Here is a 24,529-nt window from a genome sequence, read left to right as displayed (position 1 = left end):
GATTTTTACACAGCCACTGGATCGGTCAACCGATCCTTAACTGATCGGCATTACTATTTATTAGCAGTGTTTTTTTTATTCCATCGGCCTACAGTGCCATTAGCCTCGATCGCACTCGGGTCATTTTTAATGACGACGAACAATCGGCAACGGTAACGCTAAAGAATGAGAATGCAGAAAACCCTTTTTTGGCACAGTCCTGGCTAACGGATGAAAACCGGAATAAAACCACCTCCCCTTTGATGGTATTGCCTCCATTACAACGTATTGAGGCCAAAGGGTATAGCCTGATCCGGCTGGTAAAAACATCTCAAATCTCTCAGCTACCGAAAGATCGTGAATCACTCTTTTATTTAAACGTACGAGAAATTCCACCTAAATCGGAAAAAGCCAACGTACTACAAATCGCTATACAATCAGAAATTAAGGTGTTCTTCCGTCCCAGAGGAATTACACCGGATAAAAATGATATATGGCAGAAAAAGTTACGCATCAGGAAAATGGCTAAAAGCTTTATTGTTGAAAACCCGACCCCCTATTACATCACTGTCAGTAATATTTTAAAGCAGTCTAAAAAGACGCGCACAGTGCCCGATAATTTATTGGATGGCAAAGCGTTTATGGTATCACCACGCTCAACGAACACGATCCGGGTTCTGGACGGTTCAGTAAATACATTCTCATTGTATTACGTGAATGATTATGGCGGACATCAGGAATTGCCTTTTACCTGTATACAAAACCACTGCCAGACACTCGCTCAGGAATAAGAGAAACAATGATGCTCAAATCATCAAGCCACAGACGATATAACACCCTATATTTCGCGACACTGGTTCTTCTGGTATTGACAGCATTCGGTGCTAACGCGCTGGAATGCCGTTTAGGTTCGGTAACCGGCCCCGTATTGGACTACGAAGAAGTTGGAACGTTAAAGATTCCGGCGACCTTACCCATCGGTAGTCGACTCTGGACGTCAAAAAATTATACCCGTAGCCTCGCCTGCTGGGCATACCAATCGGTTAGACCACAGGGGGAAATGTCATATTTCTACCCAAATCCAGAAGGGAGAGTCATCAGTCAGGGCGTAGGGATCGGTATTATCTACAACGGACTGGATTTAGGCATTATTACGAACGGAGGGACGACAGCCTCCCGCGTTTCGACGGGCCAATGGATTTCGCCTGGGCCCAGCGGTTCAGCTCCGCCTTCAGTCCCGACAATCCTCAATATAACGGTACAACTCTACCTCGAAAAAACCGGGGAAATCACAGATACCACCGTTGGCGTCGATGCACTGAAAGTCTTTCAGATCGATGGCGAAGGCGGGATAAATGATCGTCCCAGCGCAAACTATGGATTAAGTCTTTCAGGGCTTCATGGCATTGAAGTCATGCAATGCGCGGCAAACATTAAGGTATCACCAGATAGCTATATTGACTTTAGAACGGTTAAAGCATGGGAAGGGCCAGAAGCGGGTTTACTGGCCCAAGAAGCATTCCGGATAGATGTTTCCACTGATGGTGGCGAGGATTGTGGGAGAGGCTTTGACCTGGATATCAATTTTGATGCCAGTGCCCGCGGGAATACGCTTGTGGGAACCGAAGGGATGGATATGGGCAATGGTTCAACGTTAAAAATTGAAGATACGCGTAGCGGAAATCATGTGGTATTTAATCAATTTATCAATTTTATTGATGGATTGACGGCTTCTAGCGGGATCGTTGAAAGACACTATATCGCACAACTCTATGCATCCGGTCCCGCGGTAGTAGGCGATACCGAAAAAAATATTATTCTGAGATTTAATTATCACTAATAGATTAGTGCGTTAATTAACAGGCAATAGACAATGAACAGTCACGACAAAATGGCAAAAAAAATAGGCCTTTCTATTTTATCATTCCTTATGGTTGGCACCATGGTGCTAACTTCAGGACAGACTGCAAGCCAGCCCCATCCACTGTTAAACGATTATGATGTAACCTTTCGCGTACTTGTTGTTAATGCCCCCTGCAATATCAGTACCGAATCAAAAAATATTGAAGTGAATATGGGCGAAACATCGGGTCAATATATGAAAAAAAATGGCTACGGCGAATGGCATGACTTTGCCATTCACCTTGTCGATTGCGCTCCAGATACGTATCAACACGTCACAGTCAATTTTTTAGGCAAAGAAGAACCCTTATTACCAAAACGATTAGCACTAGATCATTCCTCCAGTGCCAAAGGCGTTGCTCTCGGTATCTATCATGATAATAAGCTGGTAGGTATTAACGATGCGACGGATGACATTCCGTTGCACTACGGCACAAATACCCTTCAATTCTCTGCACGCATTGAAAAAATACGTGACGACCTGATCCATTCCGGTGATTACACCGCAACAGCCAACTTCAAGTTAAGTTATTTATAGCAAATATCCGCCTCAACCGATTCCGGCAACATATCTCTATCGCCGATAGCAGCACAAATAAACGATGGCAGATAAACCGATTAAAATGTTATCCACGGTAATTTAGTATTAATTCATTTCTCATTCACGCCTCGTTTTTTTTCCTCCTGATGGAGGCATTTATACCCAAAATAATTCGAGTTGCATGAAGGCGGCTAGTGAGGGAATCCCGATGAGCTTACTCAAGTAAGTGATTCGGGTGAGCGAGCGCAGCCAACGCACAAGCAACTTGAAGTATGACGGGTATAGTGAGCAAACATGTTTGTCTAACCATATTAAAGGTAATGTCGTTATTGAAACGAGGTTTCAATAACGACGTTTACGTATGTTTACAGTCACATTCTAAATATTTATACTTCTCATTTGCATTTTCACTTACCAATCCATGAGTAGCCTCAAAATCGCGCAACCCCGCCAGAATTCATGTCGGCAGGATTCTTTTTGGGACTCAAAATGAAACAAAAATAAGGGCTAACAATGTCTTTCACTCACCCATCGACGAAGGGATCACGTCAGCGTGCATCAGGTTTATCATTACTGGCATCCAGCATTACACTTGCACTACTGCCTTTAGCCAGTTTCGCAGCCGAAACAAAATCTGACGATACCATCGTTGTTGATGGCTCGGCTCAAGACAGCACCGATGCGTCATATCAGGATTACAGCGTTAAGACCACATCCGCTGGCACCAAAATGACGCTGGTACAACGCGATATCCCACAGTCCGTTAGCATCATCAGTCAACAACGCATGGAAGATCAGCAGCTCGGAACGCTGGGAGAGGTATTGACCAATACCACCGGGATCACCTCAAAAACCTCTGATTCGGATCGCAGCCTGTATTACTCACGTGGTTTCCTGATTGATAACTACCTGGTGGATGGTATCCCCACATTCTTCGAATCCCGATGGAATCTGGGAGATGGGCTTTCAGATACGGCCCTCTTTGAACGAGTGGAAGTCGTGCGTGGAGCTAACGGTCTGATGACGGGTACAGGTAACCCTTCCGCTGCCATCAATATGGTACGCAAACATGCGACCAGTCGGGATTTTCAAGGGAATGTTTCCGCAGAATATGGCAGTTGGAACAAACAACGCTACGTCGCCGATCTTTCTACGCCATTAACCGAAAACGGCAATGTTCGCGGACGCATGATCGCGGGCTTCCAAGACAACGATAGCTGGCTTGACCGCTATCAGCAGCAGAAGAAATTTTTCTATGGTGTACTGGATGCCGATCTAAACGATAATACCAGCTTATCAGTCGGTTATGAATATCAGGAAATCAATGTAGACAGCCCGACCTGGGGCGGGCTGCCCCGATGGTATACCAACGGGAGCCTGACAAATTTTGACCGCAGCGACAGTACGGCTCCTGATTGGGCCTATAACGATAAAACGTTTAATAAAGTCTTTGCCACGCTGAAACATCGTTTCGACAATAACTGGGAATTAACCTTCAACGGCACGCATACGGAAATGAAGCTTGATAGCCGTATGATGTATCTCGATGGACTGGTCGATAAATCAACCGGCATGATGGAAAGCCTCTATGGGCCAAGTTATCCGGTGGTTGGCGGTACGGGTTATAACACAGGTAAACGCAAAGTCGACGCTTTGGATATCTTTGCCAGCGGCCCTTATCACTTGTTTGATCGTCAGCACCAATTGATGGCAGGGGTGAGCTACAGCAGGCAGACCAACCGATATATGAGTTCATGGGACGACATTTACCCAACAGACCTCGGAAGTCTTTATCACTACAATAATCGTTACCCTGAGACAAACTGGAAGCCGCTGAGTGTTGCTAAGGATGACAAGACCAATATGAAATCGGTCTATACAGCAACTCGGATTTCATTAGCCGATCCGCTACATCTGATCGTAGGCGCCCGTTACACCAAATGGAATACCGATACGCTAACGCAGAATATGGAGAAAAATCATACAACGCCGTATGCGGGTCTGGTGTTCGACATTGATGACAACTGGTCAACCTACGCAAGCTATACATCGATCTTCCAGCCGCAGACCTATCGGGATATTAATGGTAAATACCTTGCCCCCATTACCGGCAACAACTATGAGCTGGGTCTGAAATCCGACTGGATGAATAGTCGCCTGACGACGACGCTGGCAGCCTTCCGCATTGAACAAGATAATCTGGGAGAGAAAACCGGCAGAAAGGTCATCGGCTCCACAGATGACGCCTATCGCGGCATTGATGGCACCGTCAGTAAAGGGATTGAATTTGAGATCAATGGTGCCTTAACCGATAACTGGCAAATGACGTTCGGTGCCACCCGCTACGTTGCAGAGGATAAAGAAGGAAAAGCAGTTAACCCGAATCTGCCACGAACCTCGGTAAAATTGTTCACCAGCTATCGTCTCCCCGTACTGCCTGACCTCACCGTTGGCGGGGGTGTTAACTGGCAGAATCGCGTGTACAAGAATGTGTCTACGCCTTACGGCACCTGGCGCGCAGAGCAAGGTAGCTATGCCCTTGTCGATCTGTTTGGTCGTTATCAGGTTACAAAAAACCTGTCATTGCAGGCGAATGTTAATAACCTGCTCGACAAAACCTATGATACCAACATTGACGGCTCGGTTGTTTATGGCGAACCACGTAACGTCAGCATCTCTGCCAACTACCGTTTCTGATCGAAACACTTAGCCAAATCAGGGAGCCAAAAGCTCCCTTTTTTCATGCCAATTGCTCAGACAGATAATCAATAAACGCGGTGATCCTCGCAGGAATATGCCGACGGTGTTGATAAACCGCGTGAATATCTGCGGTGGGTATCTCGTAATCAGTCAGCAGAGGGATCAATTCTCCTCGCTCAAGGTATCCTCTGACATCCCAAAACGAACGCAAAATAATACCGTGCCCATCCAGCGCATAATGCATGATGACTTCGCCATCATTGCTCGACAGGCTGCCGTCAACTTTATGGGTAAATTCATTGCCTGCCCGATAAAAACGCCACAACGCATAATCACTTTCATATTGCCTCAATACAATACAGTTGTGGGCAGACAAATCGGCAACCGTCTTCGGCATACCAGCGCGTTGAATATAAGCCGGGGATGCACATAAAACCCGAGGATTATCCAACAGTTTCCGGGCGATCAAACGTGAATCCGGCGGTTCGCCCACGCGAATATCGATATCAATCCCGGCATCCAGAAAATTAATGGGCTGGCTGGAAAGCTGAAGCTGAATGTCTAAATCGGGGTGTAACCGTGAAAAAGATGACACCAACGGGGCAACATGTCTTCGACCGAAACCAAAAGAAGCATTCACATTAAGCTTACCGCAAAGCGAGCGTTGGTTTTTAGCCACAGCGCTTTCCAGTTCAGCGATTTCCGCCAAGATCGGCACGGCACCCTCTGCGTACAACGCGCCTTCTGCCGTTAAATCCAATCGTCGGGTTGTCCGCTGTATCAGTTGAACACCCAGACGTTTTTCCAGTTGAGTCAATCGTTTACTGACTGCGGGTAATGACAGCCCCAGCTCACGAGCAACCGCCGTCAGGCTACCTAACGCCACAATACGACTGAAAAAAAACAGGTCGTTAACTGTCGACATATATTCTTCTCTTTAATTCAACAATGCCTTGCCATTTAAGCTAATTGTTCACCCTAAACGCAAGAAATACACTCAGTGAACCTTTCAAGAGAAAAGAAGGACCCTCAGATGTCTGGAAAACAACACAAAATCGCCGTTATCCCCGGCGATGGCATTGGCAAAGAAGTCATGCCTGAAGGCGTGCGTGTGATGCAACGCGCCGCGGAAAAATTTGATATATCAATACAGTGGGATTGGTTTGATTTCGCCAGCGCCGATTACTATCTGAAACAAGGAAAAATGCTGCCAGACGACTGGTTTTCGATCCTGAGTCAGTATGACGCTATCTATTTCGGTGCGGTCGGCTGGCCGGATATTGTGCCTGACCACATCTCACTTTGGGGCTCATTATTACAATTTCGTCGCGAGTTCGATCAGTACGTCAATCTGCGTCCTTGTCGACTGATGCCGGGCGTCAAAGCCCCTTTAGCCGGACGTCACCCTGGTGACATCGATTTCTACGTGGTTCGGGAAAACACCGAGGGGGAATACTCCAGCGTTGGCGGCACCATGTTCCCCGGAACCGATCGCGAAATTGTGATTCAGGAAACGGTGATGACACGGGTCGGTGTCGATCGAATTCTGAAATTTGCTTACGAATTAGCGATGACTCGCCCGAAAAAACATCTGACTTCAGCCACAAAATCAAACGGTATCGCCATCACCATGCCTTACTGGGATACCCGAGTGGCCGAAATGGCAAAACACTATCCGGAAATCAACGTTGATAAATTTCATATTGATATCCTGACAGCCAATTTTGTCCTGCACCCCGACTGGTTTGATGTCGTGGTCGCCAGCAATTTATTCGGCGATATCTTATCTGATTTAGGTCCGGCCTGTACCGGAACCATCGGTATCGCCCCTTCTGCCAATATTAACCCTGAACGTCGCCTCCCCAGCCTATTTGAACCCGTCCACGGTTCCGCGCCCGATATTGCCGGAAAAGGGTTAGCCAATCCTATTGGCCAGATTTGGTGTGGCAGTATGATGTTGGAACATTTGGGCTATCCGGAAGCCGGAGCCGCTGTGTTGCAGGCCATTGAAACGGTATTGTCACAAGGACCGCAGATCGCACCGCTGACCAGGGATTTAGGCGGAACAGGAAATACCCAATCATTAGGTAAAGCGATTGCCGATATGTTGTAACTGATATTGATAAAAGATCGGTGTGAAACGGGTGACAATGAGGTGGTTATTAACGTCAAAAAGCCGCTAATGCGGCTTTTTCAACTATTATCTTTTTTTAAAGATGTCTTTTTTTAAAGCTATCTTTTTCTTAAAACTATCTGTTTCTTAAACAGAAATCAGTGCATTGCACCCGGCGGTACGTCTTTATATGCATTAACGTAGGCCATCAGGATTTTTTTCAAAAAGTTACGCATTTTTTTACCTTGATTACGTTGTCATGTTGTTATCTCTTGGTAAAGGATTCTACGCGCCATAATTTTTAAATGCAATTTTTTGTGACATGAATCACAAAATTATTTGCACATTGGCCGAACACCTCGATTATTTCTTTTTCACTCATCGCCGAAGGACAGTTAAACAACAAGATAGCGTGCTATGTTATGCTCTTCATAAGAGATGAAATTTTAGTCACCTTCCGTTACTTGTTGATGCCGATATTAAAATAATCCGACGTACGGTTGCTTAATTTTCACCATTGGTCATCTGCTGATGAAGGCTTACCGCGCACCATGGAAACCTGGAAACTCAACTTATTCTCTGCCTGGCTAGGGTGCTTTTTTACCGGCTTAGCCATGAGTCAGATCTTGCCCTTTTTACCGCTGTACATTGAACAACTTGGCGTACATTCACATGAATCGTTGAGTCTCTGGTCTGGCATAATTTTTAGTTCTTCATTTCTGATTTCCGCTATCGTGGCACCGCTATGGGGAAGTCTGGCCGATCGCAAAGGCCGCAAACTCATGTTGCTGCGCGCAGCATTGGGAATGGCAATCGTCATGACGCTGCAAGGCTTTGCCAGCAACGTATGGCATTTATTTATCTTGCGCGCCATGATGGGACTCACTTCCGGCTATATTCCTAACGCGATGGCATTGATAGCCTCGCAAGTACCGCGAGAAAAAAGTGGCTGGGCGCTGGGTACGCTGTCTACCGGACAAATCTCCGGCATTATCATTGGCCCACTACTTGGTGGATTTCTGGCCGACCATGTGGGTTTACGCGTTGTGTTTTTTATCACCGGTGGCCTGCTCTTCATCAGCTTCTTAATTACGCTCTTTGCGATTAAAGAAAACATGATAAGAGTGAGCAAAGCCGATCGTCTGAGTGGCAAAGCGGTCTTTTCCTCTCTGCCTTATCCAATGCTGATTATCAGTTTGTTTATCACTACCATGATGATCCAGATGGCAAACGGTTCGATCAACCCGATACTGACACTATTTATTCGCGATCTTACCCCCGGCACCGACAACATTGCATTTATCAGCGGCGTGATTGCCGCGATCCCGGGGGTCTCTGCCCTGCTTTCCGCGCCGCGTCTTGGCCGTTTAGGTGACAGGATCGGCGCTCACCGTATATTGATTGTTTCCCTGGGCTTTTGTGTGCTGCTTTTTTCCATTATGTCCGTCGTCCAGACCCCCGTTCAACTGGGGATACTGCGGTTTATGCTGGGCTTTGCTGATGGCGCACTCATGCCAGCAGTACAGGCGCTACTTGTGAAATACAGCAGTCAACAGGTCACGGGCAGAATCTTCGGTTATAACCAATCATTTATGTATTTAGGGAATGTCGTCGGTCCGCTGATTGGCTCCGGCGTTTCTGCCATGATGGGATTTCGTTGGGTATTTGTCGTCACTGCACTATTGGTGTTGTGCAATACCCTACAAATTATTTTCCACTTTCGTAAGGTTCCTAAAAAAGCCTAATCGATCGCGGGGCAAAGAAAAATGGCTCCGCGATGGCAGCGCTGTCAACACCATAAATAGAAACCATCATCGTGTTACCTTACTCGTAAAACCGATGTTGACCATACGTTAATATTTAAGCGTTTTTATGGGTATGGGTTAATAGCACGATGATTTATATACGGACTTTCTATAAAAATCGTAATCTGCTGGAGCAAGGTATCCGTGCGCAGTAGGATCGATGTGGTTTTTTATGGCGGCTTATTTCGCCACCCTTCGGGTCGTTATCACAACGATGAAAAACGCACCTAACGTTTTTTACCGTCAAACGAGGAGGTTAACGTGTACAAAGCGTATGACAGATATAGAAATCCGATCGACTCCGGTTGCCGTGTTATGCAAACAGGTTCTCGCCTGATTGGCACCGTTGCAGCCATTCATGCAGAAAACCTGAAACGTGAAGACGTTCGTCTGGCAAAATGCGTAGAACTGCAAGGTGTTGGTGAATACTTTGCTCCAGAAGAGTTAATGCGTCTGGGACGTGTCTAACGTTGAATTAAGCCTCGGGTTTAATCAGGCTTAATATTATTCGGGCGCCACCACGTCGCCCGACATGTTTTTCTCTGCGATACCGCACTCATCAAACTCACTCGTCAGGAATGCTCAAACCAGTCACTATTTTGCTGAGCGATTGGCGTAATCGAGTAAATCATTTCCTGTAGATGTTCACGGATCGCCCTTTCCGTCGCATCAGGATCGCGAGCTTTCAATCCGGCAAAAATCAGGTAGTGCTGCTGAATCAAACTCATCGGCGGAGAAACCTGACTCAAGCTGAGAAAACGGACCCGATCCATCGTCGCTTTAATCGACTCGATGGTTTCCCATGCCAGCGGACACTTGGCTATTTGCGTCAAAAGTTGGTGAAAGCTGTCATCCAGACTCAGAAACTCATGCACCCGACCATTCTGTGCAGCCAATTCCTGACGGCGTAAATTATGTTCCAGCACCAGCAGTTGTTCGTCCGTAACGGCTTCAGCCGCACGCCGAGCAATGGCGCACTCCAACGCCTGACGGATAAACCGAGCTTCCGCCACCCGCTGTTCGGAAATCTTCATTACAAACGTGCCGCGTTGCGGCAATATTTGCACCAGACCCGCCTCGGCCAATTTAATAAACGCTTCCCTGACCGGTTGGCGAGACACGTCAAAACGCGTTGATATTTCCTTTTCGGACAACAATTTACCTGGCGGAATATTGCATTCCACGATGTCTTTACGCAGCACTCGGTAAATTTGCTGATTTACGGGTTCGTTGTTATTGATCTGAAAAGAGGTATCCATGCCGCCGCTTTTTGCACAAAATATTTATGGATTATAATACATGTTTCATTCATATCGCCCTAGGCGTTATTACCAGTTAAATAACAAAAAAACGCGGCAGTTGAACTGCCGCATTTTTCTCTGAAAGAACCACTATTTCCAATCGATAGACTCTAACGTCTTTTTAACACCCTTATCCAACAGCATCTGGTAATACCGCATCACCGTTGTCGTAAAAGTGATATTTTCAGGTAAATCCAAACCAAAGATAGCGTCCAGGGAGAATAATGCCTTCACGCGATCTTCCCCTTCAGCACTATTCTGCACGGTAAGTGCAATAATATCTTTCAGTGGATCACTAATCTCAATGGGTTGGCCTTGCTCATCCACACCGCCAACATAACGCATCCAACCGGCAACGCCCAAAGCCAGCGCATCAAAACGGCTATTATTCGCTAAATGCCAACGAATAGAATCTAACATTCGCTGTGGCAATTTCTGCGATCCATCCATCGCGATCTGCCATGTTCTATGTTTTAACGCACGATTCCTGTAACGATCTAACAATGCATTTGCATAAGCAGCAAGATCAACGTCTTTTGTTCGCAACGTTGGAGCCTGTTCATTCAACATGAGGTGATGCGCGGCAGCGACCAGCGCGCCATCCTGCATACACTCACTAATATGCTGATACCCTGCAAGATACCCCAGATAAGCAAGAAATGAGTGACTACCATTTAGCATACGTAACTTCATTTCTTCGAATGGCAGTACATCCTGAACTAATTCGGCACCCGCTTTTTCCCACTCAGGACGTCCATTGACAAAATGATCTTCGATCACCCACTGGAAGAACGGCTCACAGGCAATGCCCGCTGGATCAGCAACCCCGAGCTGTCCTTGAATCGTTTCTAGTGTTTCTGGCGTGATCGCTGGGACAATTCGGTCAACCATCGTTGATGGAAAGGTTACATGCTGTTTAATCCATTGAGCCAACGCGATATCCTGCTGTTCAGCCAGTTGCACAATCACATTGCGCGTAACGTGTCCATTCTCTGGCATATTGTCACAGGACATCACGCTGAAAGGCGACAACTGGCGTTCTCGTCTGCGTTTAATCGCAGCCAGAATCACGCCGGGCAGGGAGCGAGGCTCGTCAGGAAACGCCAAATCATGGCTAATCAGCGGATGTTCGATATTTAATTGCCCCGTAGCAGGATGATGGCAATACCCTTTTTCTGTCACCGTGATAGAGACGATCGCAATATCAGGAGCGCTTAACGCCTCTAGCACCGACTCAATGCCTTCTACCTCGGCATGCAATGCAGCAGTCGCGACACCAATCACTCGACTACTCCAGCCAGTATCAGCCATTTCTGAAACTGACCAGAGCAAATCCTGTTGACGGATGGCTTCAATCTGTTGCTCACCACCAATCAAGTTAATTTCACAGTATCCCCAGTCACTACCGCATTCTGTCGCCAGTTTATCCGCACACACTGCCTGATGAGCACGATGGAAAGCGCCAAAACCGATATGCGCGATACGCGTCTTCAACTGCTTGCGATCATAGCGGGGAACAATAACCTGCGGTTTCAGTTTATCAAATTCAGTGATATTCATAGGTTTCCCTGGTGTTGATTAAACATATTCGGTGCTACATTTATGCAGCATCTTCCAACTCGTCCAAATCGCGATCTTTGACTTCCGGCATACAGAGAGCGGCAAATAAACCGAGCAATGAATAGACAATCACCATTACTGCTATTGGCCACCAAGACTCCGTTATATTACAGAAAATACCAGCTAGCACAGGGCCAAAACCAACCGCGACCAAACCACCCGTTTCTTTAGAGATCGCCATCTGTGTAAAACGATTTCTTGCACCAAATATCTCCGCCATTGTGATATTTTCTAATGCAAACAACCCTAATACTGCAAAGTTATGAATAACGATAATGCAGACAATAATAACATTAACCTCATTGCTTTTATCGACAATGATAGAAAGCATTGGGTAAGCCAACAAAATCGCAGAAATATTTAAGATAATATAAGGAACTCGGCGACCAATTTTATCTGAAATCCATCCCAGCAATGGAATTGTAAGAAAACCAATAACAGAACTGATCATTAATGCATCTGTTGGGATATATTTTTCAAATAATAATGTTTGGACCAAATAACCAGTAAGAAAAGTTTGGATAAGACCCGAGTTACCTGCTTGACCAAATCGTAACCCGGTAGCAAGCCAAAAAGATTTACTTTTGAACATTTCAATAACGGATTTATTTTCTACAACCGCCTCTCGAGAGGAAGAATGCTGTTCACCCGTTTCATTCACCTGTTCAAATACAGGACTTTCTTTAAGATTCAATCTTAACCATATTGCAAAGATCATGACGACGACACTAGACAGGAAAGGTACGCGCCATCCCCACGCTAACAGTTGCTCCTTATCAAGTAAGAAGAACATAACCGCCCATATTGCTGTCGCACTTAATGTTCCGCAATTCGTCCCCATCGCAACTAAAGACGAAATAATCCCACGTTTACCCTTCGGAGAATATTCAGCTAGCATCGTACCTGCGCCAGATATTTCAGCCCCGGCACCTAGCCCTTGAATAATTCGCAACGTCACCAGCATAATAGGCGCGAAAATACCAATCTGTGCATAGGTTGGCAAGACACCAATGAGTGTGGTGCAAATTCCCATCATCGTGATCGTAATAAAGAGGACCTTCTTACGACCAATAGTATCGCCCATTCTCCCGAAAATAAAAGCACCGACAATACGAGCGATATACCCAGCGCCATATGTCCCCATAGCCAAGACTAATGCCATGGCAGCAGACTGTTCTGGGAAAAAGATTTCATGAAAAACTAATGCGGCCCCCAGTGAATACAACTGAAAATCCATAAACTCCAGTGCGGTTCCTAACCATCCAGAAACCGCAGCCTTAACCAAGTCAGAAGTACTCCGTTCAGGTTTATTTTGTGTGGAACTTATTTGCTGCTCATTCATATTTATACTCTCTACGGTTTATAGTTATGTGTGTAGCACAACAGCCGCAAATTAACTGTTTATCATTGCGCAACACATTGTTCTAAGCCTTACCGAGCAAGGCTTAGAACATACAGAGAAAGATACTTTTTATAAATAATTTCCTGATGTTGTATACGCCAGAGAACCTCCCTTTAAATCAATGCTAAAGATATCATCAACTTTAATCACTACTATTAATCATTAAACGTTAATAACACCTTACAGCAGCTTTTCTGATCCTTTTCAAAAACCTGAATAGCTTCAACAACTTTTTTATATTCGAATCGATGGGTAATTAATTTTAATGGATCAATCTTCTTGTCTTTAAGCCATTCGATAACCAAAGGAAATTTTTCTGCATTCAGTCTTGATGAAAAAATAGAAAGCTCTTTACTGGTAATCCCTTGTTGACTGATCTGACAAGGTTCACTGGAAAATCCCATAATCGCAATCCGAGCAGCAGGAGAGGCTATCGTGATGGCTTCTTGTAAAATTGATGGATGACAAGCAGCATCAATAATCAAAGTAGGTTTAATATTTAGCTTATCCAATTCATCCTTTAAAGACAGAGAAGCATTATTGATAATACGATCTGCGCCACAATTCTTGGCCATAGCCAAACGCTCTGGAATACGATCAACCACAATCACTTCTTTAGCCTGATAAACCCCTTTTAGCACCTGAACAGACGTTAAGCCCATCGGACCAGCACCATAAATTAATACCGTATCCTGAGAGGTAGGCTTAACCTGCGCAGTAACATTGGCTGAAATAGTGAATGGTTCAACCATCACCGCAAATTCGTCAGGGATCTCATCTGGGATCAAATAAGCATTTTTAGCGGGTACCACTGCATATTCGCTGAATCCACCATCACGGTGAACCCCAAGAACAACCAGCGAAGTACACACGTTTGGCTTACCAATAGAACATGGATAACAGTGCCCACAACTCACAACAGGATCAACAGAAACTCGTTCACCTACCCGTGATGTATCAACACCTTCTCCTACGGCATCGATCACGCCAAAAAACTCATGTCCAATCACTCGCGGATATTTAGCAAATGGGTTATGTCCACGATAAATATGGCTATCGGAACCACAAATTCCAGCAAGTGAGACTTTAACTCTTACTTCATCTTTAGCCGGAAGAGGGATATCTCTTTCTTCAATCACTAAATCATTAGGTTGCTTGATAACAATGCTTTTCATAAAACGTTCCTTTACCAATTCCACAATGTGCCATCTTCCAAGCGTGCGACTGGCAGGTAGGCCGGTTCATAGGGATATTTAGCTGCCAGTTTTTCATCAAACTCGATGCCTAATCCTGGTTTATCGCCTGGGTGCATATAGCCATCTTCGAATACCCAGTTATGCGGGAAGACTTCCAACATTTGTTCGGAATATCCCATGTACTCCTGTACGCCGAAATTCGGCACCCAGAGGTCAAAATGCAGCGCGGCTGCCATGCATATTGGAGAAAGATCGGAAGGTCCGTGAGAACCGGTACGTACCTGATACAAAGAGGCAAAATCTGCAATTCGACGCATCCCCGTGATGCCGCCAGCATGGGTGATCGTGGTGCGGATATAGTCGATGAGTTGCTCTTCAATCAGCTGTTTGCAATCCCAAATACTGTTAAAGACTTCACCAACCGCAATCGGTGTCACGGTGTGCTGACGAATCAAACGGAAGGATTCCTGATTTTCGGCAGGCGTTGGATCTTCCATCCAGAACAAGCGGTAATCTTCGATACTTTTCCCGAACCGAGCGGCTTCAATCGGCGTCAGGCGGTGGTGCATGTCATGCAGCAGATGTTCGGAGAAACCAAATTTGTTACGTACCGCTTCAAACAGTTTCGGCGTGAAATCGAGGTATTTTTCCGTTGACCATAGTTGTTCTTCTGGCCAGTTGCCTTTGGTTGCCGGTTCATACGCCAACCCTTTGCCTTTTGCCATGCCGTACGTGGTTTTCATTCCTGGCACACCACACTGCACACGAATGGCCTTAAAGCCCAGGTCACGGTGTTTAGCGTAATCATCCAACGCTTCATCAACGGTATGCCCGGTGGTATGGCAATACACCATGACACCAGTACGTGATGCGCCACCCAGCAATTGATAGAGCGGCATGTTGGCGGCTTTGGCCTTAATATCCCACAGTGCCATATCTACCGCAGAAATAGCTGACATGGTAACGGGGCCTCGACGCCAGTAAGCGCCTTTATAGAAATACTGCCAGATATCTTCAATCTGATGCGCGTCGCGCCCAATCAACTGTGGACAAACATGATCTTTAAGGTATGAGGCCACCGGCAGCTCACGACCGTTCAATGTCGCATCACCAATACCCGTCACACCGCTGTCTGTCGTAATTTTCAGGGTAACAAAGTTGCGTCCTGGGCAAGTCACAAACACTTCAGCGTTAACAATTTTCACTTTACTTATCCTTCTCTACTCATGACGGTTCATATTTTCAATGATGACTACCATACAAGTATATTAGAAAGGATAATTTGAACTACATCACACTTACAGGAGGACAGGATAACGGCCAAAAAAGGCGAGGACGATGGCACCGTCATTGTATGGTGCGCTGTGATCGATACGGTTGAAATGAACAGTTACGTGACAATAAGAGCATACGCCGAGTGTATCTGGCCCGTCCCTGGGCCTATTGGCTTGATTCCCGAAAGAACAATAACGTCATTCTCCGGATGCCTTTAGTGACTGAAAATTACGTCCCCATTATCACAATGACAACACGGACGTCCGTTCTGCACCCTAAAAGACTATGGCATCAGCAAATTCGGTAAAAACATCACCGTCTGCGGGAAAATAAACAAGAGGCACACAAAAACAAAAAATGCGAGTAAATAAGGCACGGAAGATTTAATAAATTGTGTCGTATCACACTTTAAAATCCCGCAAACCGTATACATACAAATGCCCACCGGTGGTGTATTCGCCCCAAGTAAGGTCAATACAATAAATAGAATACCGAAATGAATCGGGTCATATCCAATCTCAGTGACAATTGGCAACAGTATTGGCGTTAACAATAATATAATCGGACTCGCATCCAGCACCATGCCAATAACTAATATCAAGCCGAAAATCAACAGCATGATCCCTACTGGACTTTCAGTAAATTCGGTGATCCATTCAGTCATCGCTTGAGGTAATTGATCCAATACGCTGATGTGCCCAAGAATAAACGCCGCCATCACAAGCAACATCACAATACCTAGATCGCTCAGGGTTTCGGTTAAAGTATCGAAGATCCCTTGCCAGGTCAGCTCCTTATAAATCAAACCGCCGACAATCAGTGCGTAAAAGACGATAAATGCGCCAGCCTCAGACGTCGTGAAAAGTCCTAAACGAATCACAACAATCAAAACGACAGGAAACATCAGCGCCCAAAACCCACGACGAAAACTCGCCACAACCTCTTTAAATGACGGTTTCGCTACCATTTCCGGCTGGATTTTCATCTTTCTCGCCATGACGTAATTCGTGATCATTAGCGTAATTGTCAGCATTAAGCCGGGAATAATGCCTGCCAGGAATAATTTACCGATAGAAACGTTACCGACGAATCCATAGAGAATCAATAAGATACTGGGAGGCAACGTCGCCGTTATCAATGATGCGAAGGCAATAACAACGGCGGTATAGGCACGAGGATAGCCTCGTTCAATCATCGAAAACCCTAGCATACGAGACTGCATGGACGCGTCCGCTACCGCCGAACCCGCGACACCGCCCATCAACATAGCCAGTAATACGTTGATTTGCGCTAAGCCGCCAATCATCCATCCGGTCAGCAAACGCGCAAAGTCTAGTAATCGTTCGGTAATGCCCGTACGCGTAAGTAAGTTACCGACCAGAATAAACAAAGGCACAGCAATCATCGGGAATGATTGCGTTGGCGCGGCAAATTTCTGGAAGGCAATCCCCAATGGCAAAAAGTCAGAGGTAAAAAAGTAAGCCAGGCTTGATATTGCAATAACAAATCCAACCGGCATCCCCATCAGCATAAACACGACAAATAATAAACCTGTTAGCCACATCATGATAAATTCTCTCCCGCAGATAACGCCCGGTTCGTATTCACTTTATCAATCAGTTGCTCAATACAGGTAAGCAACAACAGCAGGCATCCCGTCGGGACTGCCGCACTTAAAAAAACCTGATTGATCTCTGATATTGGCAAAACGTGAGCCCGTGTATCCCAGGTAAAAAGATACCCGGCTCCAGTCCCCATACAGAGAAAAGCAATAATCAAAATCTTATTAAAATAATCAATCGCATTTTGTACTTTTGCGGGAAAGCGCTTACATAAAAAATCGATACCCATATTACGGTAATTCGCGTGTGCATAATGGATGGAGAACATACTCACCCAGGCAAATAGCACCATCGATATTTCAATAGACCAAATTAATGGATAACCAATGCATCGCCCAATCGCTGCAATAAAAATCAGCACCACCATAGTGATAAACATTATTTTCGCAATAATGATTTCTATTTTGATGAGTTTTTTCATATACGGTCTCTCAAACGGTGCCCCGTCAATAAGACGGGACAGGGAAAGCGGAAATAAAACTCATATCACTCCGTTTTAAGTGCCTGCTGTACACTTATTTTCGCTTGTTCTAATCCAAGCTTACTCGGCACGTTTTCACAAGCTTGAATAAACGGAGTCAAATCAATGGTCGCTATTGTTGCACCACTTTTCTCCATTTTTTCCAGAACCGTATTGCTTTGCTCTGTTATTTTCTGTGAAGCGAATGTCGCAGCGTTATACGACTCTTCATGAAGTATCTGTTGAAATTCAGCGGGGAGTTGTTCAAACCATTTACTCCCAACAACAATAGACGTCATTAAATGATAATGGTTTGTTTTGGTAATATATTTAGCAACCTCATTCAGTTTTGAACCATATAATGCGGTCGGATGTGCTTCAGCCGCATCGACTACACCAGTCTGGATAGCAGAATAAACCTCAGACCAGGCCATTGGCGTGGGTGAACCGCCCATACAACTGATGGTTTCAATGACAATCGGGGCATCAGGCACCCTAACCCTCACGCCTTTTAAATCAGCAGGTATCGTGAACGGTTTTTTGGTGATCATCATGCGAGAACCTTGATACCAGTTGAATGAAAGGCTCACCAAACCAGATTTAGCTCTCAACCGAGATTCCCACTCCTTGAACGTGGGCGTTGTCACCAGTTTCGATGCTTCCTCATAATTCGCTAATAAAAAAGGTGCATTCAATATGGCTAACTCAGGAACAAACTGTGCCAATCGACCACCATCAGTTAACACGCCGACATTACTGCCAACCTGAGCCTGCTGAATTAATTCACCATCGGCACCTAACTGACCACTAGGAAATAGCCTCACCCGAATTTGCTTATCGGTGCGTTTCTCCACATTTTTCTTAAATTCTTTAAATCCTGAATAAATCGGATCATCAGGTGCTAAGACTGTACTCAAATTAAGGTCATACGTTTTTGCCGCCCACAAAGGTAATGTGAAAAGTGAAAGCAACGATCCCAATACTATTTTCTTAACTATTCCCTGGCTTGATGTACGAAACATTTCATTTTTTAAATTTGACATATTCTTCGCTCTCCAAAGGAAAATTAATCGTTATCCCATACCGCCGACCATGATATTTCCACGACACCAGTCCGAGTTGAAACGTCGCGCTCCTCTATTTAGCCAACGCCAAAATGTCTGCCCATACGCCATCATCCACCGGAATCCCCTGCGACAAGTTTTCACGACGATTGCTAGCAGAATGCTCACCGGGATAGTAGACCTCGCTTTGCCCTTCAGCAGGCGTCGATGTTTTAATGTAATCGGCTACGCTATCAGCCATACGATCGCTGAATTCCGCACCGCCAAGCTGTGAAGGATCAAAAACGATAAAGATCTGACTGGCTCCGGTACAACTTCCCTTACCAACCTGATCGATCGCATTCGTCGGATGACCAGCGGATAGTAGTGCCGCCATGGCATCGAGTAAAACCGCCATGCCAGACCCCTTCCAATAACCCGTGGGAAGAATACGCATAGATTGTTCTATCGGCCCCGGTTCATCCGTCAGATGACCATTCGCGTCATACCCTCCCGGGAAGGGTAAACGTTCGCCTTTCAGACGTGTCACCTGTAACTTGCCATACGAATACTGCGACATGGCCATATCGAGGACTAACGGACCTTTTTCGCGTGGTACTGCCATGACAAAAGGATTATTGCCCAGACGCGTGTTTTTACCGCCCCACGCTGGCATACAAGATTCGGTATTCGTCCAGCAAATTGCGGCTAAACCTTGTTCTGCGGCCTTCCAACCATAGGTTCCTCCCCGCATCCAATGCGTGGTATTACGCAATGCAACGATGCCCATTCCATTTTCACGCGCCATTTTTGCGGCTCGCTCGACAGAAAACAGCGCATTGGTGATACCGATCCCCTGATTACCATCATAAATTTCAATCACGCCCAACGATTTAACCAGGGTTGGTTCAGCATGAATATCAACCCATCCTTTCTTAACATAATCAACAAACCGGGAAACACGATTCAACCCATGAGAATAGATGCCATCACAACTGGACTCCGTATGGATTTGTGCACACACCTCTGCGTTCTGTTCGCTTAATCCCACGTTCAAAAAGGCTTTTTTTACCGTGTCTTTCATGATGTCAAACTTGATTCTTTGCATACACACACTCTCATCATTCGGTGATTATATCCGTCATACTTCAAGCTGCTTGTGCGTTGGCAATACTCGGCTCATCTCTGAGCCTCGCCCTGAAGGGCCGCCGTAAACGGCGTTCAAATTGGCTTAGCCAATTTGTCCTTACTCACCCCAGTCACTTACCTGTGTAAGCTCCTGGGGATTAATGAGCTTCATAAATGAAGCTCACCCTCTGGGCCAGCGTTATCGCTGTTCAAATCGGTTAAAACCGATTTGTCGTGCGGTTGCCGCGTTACAAGGCCATAAATGGGCCTTGCCCTAAAGGGTCAACGCAGAGCGTTGTTCAAAACGCTAACGTTTTGTCACGCAACTTGAATTATTTGGGGTATAGGGGGCAAACGCCGTTACCAATTCCACAATGTACCGTCTTCCAGACGTGCAACCGGTAAATAAGCAGGTTCGTAGGGATATTTGGCCGCCAGTTTTTCATCAAATTCGATGCCTAGCCCCGGCTTGTCGCTCGGATGCATATAACCATCTTCGAATACCCAGTTATGCGGGAACACGTCCAACATTTGTTCGGAATATCCCATGTATTCCTGTACGCCGAAATTTGGCACCCAGAGGTCAAAATGCAGCGCGGCCGCCATGCAAATCGGTGATAAATCGGAAGGACCATGAGACCCTGTGCGAACCTGATATAAAGAGGCAAAATCCGCGATTCGGCGCATCCCTGTAATACCACCAGCATGGGTGATCGTGGTGCGAATATAATCAATTAACTGTTCTTCAATCAGTTGGTGACAATCCCATATACTGTTAAACACTTCCCCGACGGCAATCGGTGTCACCGTGTGCTGCCGAATCAGCCGGAAACATGCCTGATTTTCAGCTGGCGTGGGGTCTTCCATCCAGAACAGGCGATAATCCTCAATGCATTTACCAAACCGGGCTGCTTCAATCGGCGTCAGACGGTGATGCATGTCATGCAGTAAATGTTCGGAGAACCCGAATTTGTTACGTACCGCGTCAAACAGTTTCGGTGTGAAATCGAGGTATTTCTCGGATGACCATAACTGTTCTTCAGGCCAGTTCCCTTTGGTTGCTGGCTCATATGCCAACCCTTTGCCTTTAGCCATACCATAGGTTGTTTCCATACCCGGCACGCCACATTGCACACGAATGGCCTTGAAGCCCAGGTCACGATGTTTGGCATAATCATCCAGCACTTCATCAATGCTGTGCCCGGTTGTGTGGCAATACACCATCACGCCGGTACGTGACGCCCCACCCAGTAATTGATAAAGCGGCATGTTGGCGGCTTTGCCTTTAATATCCCACAATGCCATGTCCACTGCGGAAATTGCCGACATCGTGACCGGTCCACGACGCCAGTAAGCCCCTTTATAGAAATACTGCCAGATATCTTCAATCTGATGCGCATCACGCCCAATCAACTGTGGGCAGACGTGATCTTTAAGATAAGATGCCACCGGCAATTCACGCCCATTCAGCGTGGCATCGCCAATACCCGTAATTCCGCTATCCGTCGTAATTTTCAGCGTCACAAAGTTACGTCCGGGGCAAGTCACAAACACTTCAGCACTGACAATTTTCACATTATTATTCCTTTTCGCTCATGCCGTTCACATTCATAACAATAACTACCATACAAGTATGACCAGAAAGATAACTTGAATCCCCTCACATTTATGCATTCGCATGTATGATTTTTCAGCAGCTGGAAAATGCAACGACGAGTCAATAACGGAAAGGTCGATCGTGAATTTAAAATTAAGCTATTAATAACAGATAATTAACGACAGAAATTGTTCAATGCCAAGCCATAAAATCAAGCGTTCGATCACAAAGAAATCAACGGATTGATATAAAAAGAGTGAGGATAACGATGAGAAAGAAGGACAGACAACCATCATGGCCTGCCCCTCAAATGTTAAGCGTCAGGGCTGGATACCGGAGGCAAGGTGTCACCATACTGATGCAGAAAATCCAGGAACAAGCGTACCATCGGAATATTGACGCTTCGTTTCAGGTAGCTGATGGCAAAGGTTCTTTTTAATTGTTCTTCTAAAGGAATAATGACGACATCAAAATCTGTCAGACTTCTGGCAACCGACGCGCAAAGAAACACCACACCAGACAGATTCATCACCAAATCCATGATGATATCCATGTTGCTACATTCACGAAAATAACTCGGATTAATTCCCTGTTTTTTAAATGCATCAGAGACAGCGGCATGCTCACCCGTACCTTTTTGCGGCACAATCAGTTTTTCTCCTGTCAATTGCGACAGATTCAGTTTGTGACGGTTCGCCAGCGGGTGAGAAGCCTCGACGACGGCAACAATATCATCGATCAGAAAAACAGAATGGTTGAACAGCGGATCGTTCAGATAGTCATCAAACGGTGTCGAACAGGAAAGATGTATTTCTGTGTTACGTACCCTTTCCAACAGATCGGTACTCATGCCGTCAATAAAGGAAATGTCGATATTGGGATAATTTTTCTGAAACAAGCTAAAAACATTGTAATAGCTCAGACGATTGAAAATTGGAATAACCCCCACCAACAGTGCCCCATCCGAGCTTTCCTCGTAGCTACGAACAAACTGCTCTAGTTCATAGTGTTCTTTAATTAAGGTATGAATTTTTTCAGCAAAATGCTGACCAAATGAGGTTAAAGAAAACTGCCGGGTCGTTCTGTTGATGAGTTTTCTTCCGACCTCCTGCTCTAACCGGGCAATCTCTTGAGAAAGAAAGGCCTGCGATATATTCAATGCTTTCGCTGCTTTGGTAAAACTTTCCACCCTGATGAGTTCTTGATAATAAATCACTCGCTTGATACTAATCATATTTATTCTTTTATTTATAATAAATTCAAATAACAATTATATGGATATACAAAAAAACAAACGTGACAGAATGCACACTTATTTAGATAACCACGTGATTGAATTATCGATACGTAACGAAGTTTATCACTCCTCTTATGTTATAAAAATAGAATATCGAAAAATGAAGCACACGATAAAGTGTTAATGTAAATATTAAGTTATATAAAATAACAATCATTTTATATAACCTGAATAATCCAAGCTTTAGGACAAAACGTTAACATTTTGAACAACGAAAAACATTGGCCGCTGATAAGAGACGGTCAGTATTTCAATTCATCCCGATGAACCAATTTGAGTAAGTGATTCGGGTAACTGAAAATGCAACTTCAAGTGTGACAGATATATAACCCAATACGGATGCCTTTACTGACCCACAGGACGAAAAAAATATGATTCAATTAAGCGTTAAACCGCTCATGATCGCTACCGTTCTCACGAGTTGCTCATTCATAAGCAACACCGCAATAGCACAATCAAGCCAGCATGAATTAACGGTAAAACCAGAAACAACATCGGTAAAACTGATTTCTAACGTCGTATTTTCTCAGGTACCAAGCCGTGGATATTCGAATGTTGCATTAAAAATGGATATTCTTCAACCCGAGTCCACAAAATCCCTTCCCGTCGTTTTGTATATCACGGGTGGCGGATTTATTAATGCGAATAAAGACAACTATCTGCAACAGCGTCTTAAAATTGCAGAAGCAGGTTACGTTGTCGCCAGCATGGAATATCGTGTCGCACCCGCCGTGCTTTTCCCTGCACCACTTGAAGATGTGAAATCGGCCATTCGCTACCTGCGAGCCAATGCGGATAAGTTTGGTATTGATGGCAATCACACCGCTGTTTTCGGCTCATCTGCTGGTGGCTATCTGGCGGCTTTTGCCGGAACAACAAACGGCACCAAACAATTCGATAAAGGTGAAAACCTTGATCAAAGCAGCGATGTTCAGGCTGTTATTGATTTTTACGGCTTATCTGATTTAACACGGGTTGGAGAAGGTCTGGATGATAATATCGTTCAGAAACATACTTCTGCCTCAGCCACTGAAGCTATTTGGGTGAATGGTACCGCGGTCTTTAATGATGGTGGGCCAATTACGCGCTATCCCGACAGGGCTGCGGCCGCTAACCCGATCGGCTATATCAGTCAGGCAACACCGCCCTTTCTAATCATGCATGGCTCAGCAGATACGGTGGTTTCACCACGCCAGACAGAACGATTGCATCATGCGCTCACAGAGAAAAAGATCGAATCTACTTACTATGTAATAAAAGGCGCGGTGCACGGCGGACCACATTGGCTACAACCAGACGTTATGAAAATCACCCTGCGTTTTCTCGATAAACATCTCAAGTCTGACGCGGAATAACGAGCGCTACACACCTATATTTATAAAACTCTCCATGTTCGCACGACTCAAGTGCGAACATCGTGACTTTCTCTGCATTTTCCAGTCACTCGAATGACATTGAGATATAAAAAAACTCAAACGAATCTCATTTTCAATTTTATATAAAAATATTTGTTATGAATTAAATAATTAACCCGTGATGAAAACGAAA

The 24,529-nt window shown here is 45.3% G+C and carries 21 protein-coding genes; 8 read left to right on the top strand and 13 right to left on the bottom strand.

Going from position 1 to position 24,529, the window contains the following annotated elements:
* Positions 1 to 59 precede the first annotated feature (59 nt).
* The 4 genes from ACKPVM_RS16045 to fhuE all read left to right on the top strand — a co-directional run bounded on the left by ACKPVM_RS16045 (position 60) and on the right by fhuE (position 5,119).
* Positions 60 to 770, top strand: a complete 711-nt coding sequence (locus ACKPVM_RS16045) for a fimbrial biogenesis chaperone (protein ID WP_409310595.1) — start codon at positions 60 to 62, stop codon at positions 768 to 770.
* Between the two features lie 8 nt (positions 771 to 778).
* Positions 779 to 1,819: a hypothetical protein gene (locus ACKPVM_RS16040; protein ID WP_409310581.1), complete on the top strand. Its 1,041-nt coding sequence runs from the start codon at positions 779 to 781 to the stop codon at positions 1,817 to 1,819.
* Between the two features lie 33 nt (positions 1,820 to 1,852).
* On the top strand, positions 1,853 to 2,419 hold the full coding sequence (locus tag ACKPVM_RS16035) for a fimbrial protein (protein WP_409310580.1): 567 nt from the start codon (positions 1,853 to 1,855) through the stop codon (positions 2,417 to 2,419).
* Between the two features lie 516 nt (positions 2,420 to 2,935).
* Positions 2,936 to 5,119 carry a ferric-rhodotorulic acid/ferric-coprogen receptor FhuE gene (gene fhuE, locus ACKPVM_RS16030; RefSeq protein WP_409310578.1) on the top strand — a complete coding sequence of 728 codons (2,184 nt, stop codon included), beginning with the start codon at positions 2,936 to 2,938 and terminating at the stop codon, positions 5,117 to 5,119.
* 43 nt (positions 5,120 to 5,162) lie between these two features.
* Here the strand turns inward: fhuE and ACKPVM_RS16025 are convergent, their stop codons facing one another.
* On the bottom strand, positions 5,163 to 6,047 hold the full coding sequence (locus ACKPVM_RS16025; RefSeq protein ID WP_409310576.1) for a LysR family transcriptional regulator: 885 nt from the start codon (positions 6,045 to 6,047) through the stop codon (positions 5,163 to 5,165).
* Positions 6,048 to 6,155: 108 nt separating this feature from the next.
* Between ACKPVM_RS16025 and ACKPVM_RS16020 the strand changes: the two genes are divergently transcribed.
* Positions 6,156 to 7,235, top strand: coding sequence for a tartrate dehydrogenase (locus ACKPVM_RS16020; RefSeq protein ID WP_409310575.1), 1,080 nt, complete (start codon positions 6,156 to 6,158; stop codon positions 7,233 to 7,235).
* Positions 7,236 to 7,393: 158 nt separating this feature from the next.
* Here the strand turns inward: ACKPVM_RS16020 and azuC are convergent, their stop codons facing one another.
* Positions 7,394 to 7,471 (bottom strand): stress response protein AzuC, encoded by a 78-nt coding sequence (gene azuC / locus ACKPVM_RS16015; RefSeq protein ID WP_409310593.1) that lies wholly within the window; start codon positions 7,469 to 7,471, stop codon positions 7,394 to 7,396.
* 315 nt (positions 7,472 to 7,786) lie between these two features.
* Between azuC and ACKPVM_RS16010 the strand changes: the two genes are divergently transcribed.
* Together ACKPVM_RS16010 and ydfZ are read left to right on the top strand one after the other, a co-directional pair.
* Complete coding sequence (locus ACKPVM_RS16010; protein WP_409310573.1) at positions 7,787 to 8,980, top strand: multidrug efflux MFS transporter; 1,194 nt, start codon at positions 7,787 to 7,789, stop codon at positions 8,978 to 8,980.
* A 321-nt stretch (positions 8,981 to 9,301) separates the two neighbouring features.
* Positions 9,302 to 9,508 (top strand): putative selenium delivery protein YdfZ, encoded by a 207-nt coding sequence (gene ydfZ / locus ACKPVM_RS16005; protein WP_409310571.1) that lies wholly within the window; start codon positions 9,302 to 9,304, stop codon positions 9,506 to 9,508.
* Between the two features lie 104 nt (positions 9,509 to 9,612).
* On the opposite strand, the gene ACKPVM_RS16000 is transcribed toward ydfZ, so the two are convergent.
* The 11 genes from ACKPVM_RS16000 to ACKPVM_RS15950 form a co-directional block, all read right to left on the bottom strand.
* The gene (locus tag ACKPVM_RS16000; RefSeq protein WP_409310569.1) at positions 9,613 to 10,299 is read right to left on the bottom strand and encodes a GntR family transcriptional regulator; all 687 of its coding nucleotides are present in this window, start codon (positions 10,297 to 10,299) and stop codon (positions 9,613 to 9,615) included.
* Positions 10,300 to 10,431: 132 nt separating this feature from the next.
* Positions 10,432 to 11,901: a mannitol dehydrogenase family protein gene (locus ACKPVM_RS15995; RefSeq protein WP_409310567.1), complete on the bottom strand. Its 1,470-nt coding sequence runs from the start codon at positions 11,899 to 11,901 to the stop codon at positions 10,432 to 10,434.
* Positions 11,902 to 11,941: 40 nt separating this feature from the next.
* Positions 11,942 to 13,303, bottom strand: coding sequence for an MFS transporter (locus ACKPVM_RS15990; RefSeq protein ID WP_409310565.1), 1,362 nt, complete (start codon positions 13,301 to 13,303; stop codon positions 11,942 to 11,944).
* A gap of 215 nt (positions 13,304 to 13,518) precedes the next feature.
* Positions 13,519 to 14,538: a Zn-dependent oxidoreductase gene (locus tag ACKPVM_RS15985; protein ID WP_409310563.1), complete on the bottom strand. Its 1,020-nt coding sequence runs from the start codon at positions 14,536 to 14,538 to the stop codon at positions 13,519 to 13,521.
* Positions 14,539 to 14,549: 11 nt separating this feature from the next.
* Complete coding sequence (gene manD, locus ACKPVM_RS15980) at positions 14,550 to 15,764, bottom strand: D-mannonate dehydratase ManD (RefSeq protein WP_409310562.1); 1,215 nt, start codon at positions 15,762 to 15,764, stop codon at positions 14,550 to 14,552.
* A gap of 353 nt (positions 15,765 to 16,117) precedes the next feature.
* Positions 16,118 to 17,401, bottom strand: coding sequence for a TRAP transporter large permease (locus tag ACKPVM_RS15975; protein WP_409310560.1), 1,284 nt, complete (start codon positions 17,399 to 17,401; stop codon positions 16,118 to 16,120).
* Complete coding sequence (locus tag ACKPVM_RS15970) at positions 17,398 to 17,877, bottom strand: TRAP transporter small permease (RefSeq protein ID WP_409310558.1); 480 nt, start codon at positions 17,875 to 17,877, stop codon at positions 17,398 to 17,400. Before ACKPVM_RS15970 ends, ACKPVM_RS15975 begins: the two co-directional genes overlap by 4 nt.
* Before the next feature lie 65 nt (positions 17,878 to 17,942).
* Positions 17,943 to 18,959 carry a C4-dicarboxylate TRAP transporter substrate-binding protein gene (locus tag ACKPVM_RS15965; RefSeq protein WP_409310556.1) on the bottom strand — a complete coding sequence of 339 codons (1,017 nt, stop codon included), beginning with the start codon at positions 18,957 to 18,959 and terminating at the stop codon, positions 17,943 to 17,945.
* Positions 18,960 to 19,053: 94 nt separating this feature from the next.
* Positions 19,054 to 20,067, bottom strand: coding sequence for a 3-dehydro-L-gulonate 2-dehydrogenase (gene yiaK / locus ACKPVM_RS15960; protein ID WP_409310554.1), 1,014 nt, complete (start codon positions 20,065 to 20,067; stop codon positions 19,054 to 19,056).
* A gap of 380 nt (positions 20,068 to 20,447) precedes the next feature.
* Entirely contained in the window at positions 20,448 to 21,662 is a 1,215-nt protein-coding gene (gene manD / locus ACKPVM_RS15955; RefSeq protein WP_409310552.1) for a D-mannonate dehydratase ManD, read from the bottom strand.
* A 335-nt stretch (positions 21,663 to 21,997) separates the two neighbouring features.
* Positions 21,998 to 22,918 carry a LysR family transcriptional regulator gene (locus tag ACKPVM_RS15950; protein WP_409310550.1) on the bottom strand — a complete coding sequence of 307 codons (921 nt, stop codon included), beginning with the start codon at positions 22,916 to 22,918 and terminating at the stop codon, positions 21,998 to 22,000.
* A gap of 461 nt (positions 22,919 to 23,379) precedes the next feature.
* On the opposite strand from ACKPVM_RS15950, the gene ACKPVM_RS15945 reads away from it, so the two are divergent.
* The gene (locus ACKPVM_RS15945) at positions 23,380 to 24,336 is read left to right on the top strand and encodes an alpha/beta hydrolase fold domain-containing protein (protein WP_409310591.1); all 957 of its coding nucleotides are present in this window, start codon (positions 23,380 to 23,382) and stop codon (positions 24,334 to 24,336) included.
* The last annotated feature ends 193 nt before the right edge of the window (positions 24,337 to 24,529 follow it).

This window comes from Pectobacterium hainanensis, assembly GCF_046237015.1.
GTDB lineage: Bacteria > Pseudomonadota > Gammaproteobacteria > Enterobacterales > Enterobacteriaceae > JBJYIN01.
The sequence above is the reverse complement of the archived record's forward strand: the minus strand, read 5'-3'. Positions and strand labels throughout refer to the sequence as shown.

Excerpts from the sequence above, each read along its gene's own strand:
- ACKPVM_RS16040 (WP_409310581.1), top strand. The coding sequence starts at position 779 with ATGATGCTCAAATCATCAAGCCACAGACGATATAACACCCTATATTTC.
- ACKPVM_RS16035 (WP_409310580.1), top strand. The coding sequence starts at position 1,853 with ATGAACAGTCACGACAAAATGGCAAAAAAAATAGGCCTTTCTATTTTA.
- fhuE (WP_409310578.1), top strand. The coding sequence starts at position 2,936 with ATGTCTTTCACTCACCCATCGACGAAGGGATCACGTCAGCGTGCATCA.
- ACKPVM_RS16025 (WP_409310576.1), bottom strand. The coding sequence starts at position 6,047 with ATGTCGACAGTTAACGACCTGTTTTTTTTCAGTCGTATTGTGGCGTTA.
- ACKPVM_RS16020 (WP_409310575.1), top strand. The coding sequence starts at position 6,156 with ATGTCTGGAAAACAACACAAAATCGCCGTTATCCCCGGCGATGGCATT.
- azuC (WP_409310593.1), bottom strand. The coding sequence starts at position 7,471 with ATGCGTAACTTTTTGAAAAAAATCCTGATGGCCTACGTTAATGCATAT.
- ACKPVM_RS16010 (WP_409310573.1), top strand. The coding sequence starts at position 7,787 with ATGGAAACCTGGAAACTCAACTTATTCTCTGCCTGGCTAGGGTGCTTT.
- ACKPVM_RS16000 (WP_409310569.1), bottom strand. The coding sequence starts at position 10,299 with ATGGATACCTCTTTTCAGATCAATAACAACGAACCCGTAAATCAGCAA.
- ACKPVM_RS15995 (WP_409310567.1), bottom strand. The coding sequence starts at position 11,901 with ATGAATATCACTGAATTTGATAAACTGAAACCGCAGGTTATTGTTCCC.
- ACKPVM_RS15990 (WP_409310565.1), bottom strand. The coding sequence starts at position 13,303 with ATGAATGAGCAGCAAATAAGTTCCACACAAAATAAACCTGAACGGAGT.
- ACKPVM_RS15985 (WP_409310563.1), bottom strand. The coding sequence starts at position 14,538 with ATGAAAAGCATTGTTATCAAGCAACCTAATGATTTAGTGATTGAAGAA.
- ACKPVM_RS15975 (WP_409310560.1), bottom strand. The coding sequence starts at position 17,401 with ATGATGTGGCTAACAGGTTTATTATTTGTCGTGTTTATGCTGATGGGG.
- ACKPVM_RS15970 (WP_409310558.1), bottom strand. The coding sequence starts at position 17,877 with ATGAAAAAACTCATCAAAATAGAAATCATTATTGCGAAAATAATGTTT.
- ACKPVM_RS15965 (WP_409310556.1), bottom strand. The coding sequence starts at position 18,959 with ATGTCAAATTTAAAAAATGAAATGTTTCGTACATCAAGCCAGGGAATA.
- yiaK (WP_409310554.1), bottom strand. The coding sequence starts at position 20,067 with ATGCAAAGAATCAAGTTTGACATCATGAAAGACACGGTAAAAAAAGCC.
- ACKPVM_RS15950 (WP_409310550.1), bottom strand. The coding sequence starts at position 22,918 with ATGATTAGTATCAAGCGAGTGATTTATTATCAAGAACTCATCAGGGTG.
- ACKPVM_RS15945 (WP_409310591.1), top strand. The coding sequence starts at position 23,380 with ATGATCGCTACCGTTCTCACGAGTTGCTCATTCATAAGCAACACCGCA.